We start from the raw sequence: 4,285 nt of genomic DNA on the forward strand, positions 1-4,285 counted from the left end.
TCCTGCCGTTGGATCCGGAGTATCCGGTGGAGCGGCTGGCGTTCATGGCGGCCGACAGCGGCGCAGAGGTTGTCCTGGCGCACGGTTCGGCTGCTGGGGCGCTGGGTTCGTGTGAGGTCGTGCTGTGGGAGGAGGCTGTCGCCGATTCGGCTGGGTTGTCCTCTGCGGTTCCTGGTGTTGTGGTGGTGCCGGAGCAGTTGGCGTATGTGATCTATACGTCCGGTTCCACAGGTGTGCCCAAAGGTGTGTTGGTGGCGCATCGTGGTGCGGTGAATGTGGCATCGGTGTTCGGGCCGGTGCTGGGTGTGGCGCCGGGTGTGCCGGTGTTGCAGTTCGCGTCGTTCGCGTTTGACGCCTCGGTGTTTGATGTGGTGGTGACGCTGGCGGGGGGCGGCACGCTGGTGGTGGCCTCGGCGTCGGAGCGTGTGGACGCTGGTGTGCTGGCGGGTGCGGTGCGTCGGGGCGGGGTGCGCTTGGCGAGTGTGGTGCCGTCGCTGTTGGGTGTGGTGGATCCGGGCCGGGTGCCGTGGTTGTCGACGGTGGTCTCGGGTGCTGAGGCGTTGAGCGCGGGGACGGCGCGGGTGTGGGCCGAGGGCCGTCGGCTGGTGAACACGTATGGTCCGACCGAGGCCACGGTGATGGTGACTCATGGCGTGGTGGATCCTGCGGTGGTGGAGGCGCCGTCGATCGGGGCGCCCGCCGGGAACAGTCGCGTGTACGTGCTGGATGAGTTTCTGCAGCCTGTTGCGCCAGGTGTGGTGGGGGAGGCGTACATCGGTGGACCCCAGGTGGCGCGTGGGTACCTGGGCCGGCGGGGGTTGACGGCGGAGCGTTTTGTGGCCGACCCGTTCGCGGTGGACGGTGGCAGGCTGTATCGCACCGGGGATCGGGTGCGGTGGGGTGCGGGCGGCCGGTTGGTGTTTGTGGGCCGTGCGGATGATCAGGTGAAGATCCGCGGGTTCCGGATCGAGCCGGGCGAGGTGCAGGCCGCGGTCGCGGCACATCCGTCGGTGGCCCAGGCCGCGGTGGTCGTTCGGGAGGATGTGCCGGGGGACAGGCGCTTGGTCGCGTACGTCGTAGCGGTGGACGGCTGCGATGAAGGCGGTGTTCCTGTCCTGGTGCGCGCGCATGTCGCCGAGCGGCTGCCGGAGTACATGGTGCCGTCGGCGGTGATGGTCCTGGAGGGCCTGCCGTTGACGGTGAACGGGAAGCTGGATCGCGCGGCGTTGCCGGTTCCGGAGTATGCGCTGTCGGCCGATCGTGGTCCTTCCTCAGTGGTGGAGGAGGTGTTGTGTGCGGCGTTTGCCGAGGTGCTGGGGCTGGAGGCAGTTGGCGTGGACGATGACTTCTTCGCCTTGGGCGGGCATTCGCTGTTGGCCGTGGCGTTGGTGGAGCGGTTGCGGTCGCGGGGTGTGGCGGTGAGTGTACGGGCACTGTTCGCGTCGCCGACGCCGGCGGGGATCGCGGCGGTGGCGGGGGCCCCGCAGGTGGTGGTGCCGCCGAATCTCATTCCGGAGGGCGCCGGGCGGATCACGCCGGAGATGGTGACGCTGGTCGACCTGTCGCAGGCGGAACTGGACCGGATCGCCGAACACGTGGACGGCGGCGCGGCGAACATCGCGGACATCTACCCGCTCGCCCCGCTTCAGGAAGGCATGCTTTTCCACCACCTGATGGCTGTGCACGATGGCGGGGCTGACCCCTATCTGCCGCCGAAGGTGGTGCGTGTGGAGTCGCGGGAGCGGCTCGATGCGGTGCTGGCGGGACTGCAGACGGTGGTGGACCGGCATGACGTCTACCGCACCGGGATCGTGTGGGAGGGTCTTCCGGAGCCGGTGCAGGTGGTGTGGCGGTCGGCAGTGATCCCGGTGCGGGAGGTCGCCGTAGATGCCGGTGCGGACCCGGTGGAGCAACTGCTCACGATGGCCGGCTCGCGGATGGGACTGAGCAGCGCGCCCCTGCTGCGGGTCACGGTGGCTGAGGTGCCCGACGGCACCGGGCGTTGGCTGGTGCTGTTGCAGATGCATCACTTGTTGCAGGATCACACTGGGTGGGATGTGGTGCTGTCCGAGCTGAGTGGGCTGCTCGGGGGCGAGGGGGATCGACCGGCTGCTGCGGTGCCGTTCCGGGAGTTTGTGGGGCATGCCCGTTTGGGTGTCTCGCGGACCGAGCATGCGGAGTATTTCGCGGGTCTGTTGGGTGATGTGAGCGAGACGACGGCGCCGTTCGGTCTGCTGGATGTGCACGGTGACGGTTCGCGGACGGTGCGGGCGCATCGGGAGTTGGATGAGGAACTGGGCGGTCGTGTTCGTCAGCTGGCGCGGCGATGGGGTGTGTCGGCGGCGACGGTGTTCCACCTGGCGTGGGCGCGGGTGGTGGCGGCGGTGTCGGGCCGTGGTGACGTGGTGTTCGGGACGGTGTTGTTCGGCCGGTTGAATGCGGGTGCGGGTGCGGATCGGGTGCCGGGGATGTTCTTGAACACGCTGCCGGTGCGGGTGCGGGTCGATGGTGTGGGGGTGGGGGATGCGTTGCGGGCGTTGCAGGCGCAGTTGGCGGATCTGCTGGTGCACGAGCATGCGCCGTTGACGCTGGCGCAGCAGGCCAGCGGTGTCACGGCCCCGGCACCGCTGTTCACGTCCCTCTTCAACTACCGGCACAGCACGGCTCCCCAGGAGCGTGAGGCCGTCTCCGAAGCTCAGCGAGCCTCGGGCATCCAACAGCTCTACACCCGCGATGTCACCAACTACCCACTGTCGGTGGCCGTGGACGACCTGGGCGCGGCGTTCTACGTCACCGTCCATGTGACCGACACGGTCGACCCGGCCTACGTCTGCGGGCTGCTGAGCACCGCCGTGTCCGCACTTGTCCACACACTCGACCAGGAGCCGGAGACTGCCTGCAACCGGATCACCGTCCTCGACGAAACGGAACGTGAGCGGATCCTGCGGGCCTGGAATGACACCGCGGTGGAGGTGCCGGGGGTTCTGGTGCCCGAGCTGTTCGCCGAGTGGGTGGCACGGGGTCCGGATGCGGTGGCGCTGGTGGACGGTGTCCGGATGGTCACCTATGCGGAGTTGGCTGCCCGAGCGGATCGTCTGGCCGGTCTGCTGAGGGCTCGTGGCGTGGGTCCGGAAGACGTGGTGGGCCTGTGTCTGCCGCGTGTGCTGGACCTGTATGTCGCCGTGCTGGCGGTGTGGAAGGCCGGCGCCGCCTATCTGCCACTGGACCCGGACCATCCAGCCGAGCGGCTTGCATACATGCTGGCCGACAGCGGGTGCGAGATCCTGCTCGGCCACGGGACAACCGTCGCCGGCATCCATGCCGTAGACGTGATCCTGTTGGATGATCTCGCCACGGTCGAGGAGTTGGCCGTCGTGTCGCAGGCACATCCGGTGGTGGAGGTGTTGTCTGAGCATCCGGCGTATGTGATCTACACCTCGGGTTCGACGGGTGTGCCCAAGGGCGTGGTCGTCACCCACGGCGGGTTGGCGAACCTGTCGGCGGCGCAGCTGGGGCATTTCGGGCTCGGGGCGCGGGACCGGGTGCTGCAGTTCGCGTCGATCGGCTTCGACGTGTCGGTGTCCGACATGGTGACGGCGTGGGCTGCCGGGGCCGGACTCGTGGTGACGGGCGGCCGGGAGGACCTGGTCGGGGCGGGACTGGCCGAGCTGGTCGTGCAGTCGGGCGTCACCTACGCGCATGTGTCGGCGGCGGTGTTGACGGCGGTCGAGCCGCAGGCGCTGGCCTCGGTGCGGACGGTGGTGTCCGGTGGCGATGTGCTGAGTGCGGAGCAGGTGGCGCGGTGGGCACCAGGGCGGCGGCTGATCAACGCCTACGGGCCGAGCGAGACTACGACGGATGTCTCATGGACCAGCGGCTTGACGGTGGAGGAGAGCCCGCACATCGGGTCCCCGCTGCCCAATACCCGGATGTTCGTGCTCGATGACTGGCTGCAGCCGGTTCCGGTGGGTGTGGCCGGGGAGCTGTACGTGGCCGGCGCGGGTGTGGCGCGCGGCTATCTCAACCGTCCGGGGCTGACCTCCGAGCGGTTCGTCGCCGATCCCTTCGCAGGTGACGGCGGCCGGCTGTATCGGACCGGGGATGTCGTGCGCTGGACCGGTGACGGGAACCTGGTGTTCCTCGGACGTGCCGACGACCAGGTGAAGATCCGGGGCTACCGGATCGAACCCGGCGAGGTGCAGGCCGTGATCACGGCGCATCCGCGGGTGTCGCAGGCCGCTGTGGTCGTCCGCGAAGACGTTCCGGGGGACAAACGCCTGGTCGC

At 68.9% G+C, this 4,285-nt stretch carries 1 protein-coding gene; it reads left to right on the forward strand.

Features of this window, described 5'->3' with window-relative positions; translation table 11 throughout:
- On the forward strand, window positions 1–4,285 hold a 4,285-nt coding region (locus ACYF6T_RS44300; protein ID WP_461703666.1), incomplete at both ends, for an amino acid adenylation domain-containing protein.

The organism is Streptomyces sp. 7R007 (genome assembly GCF_054850255.1).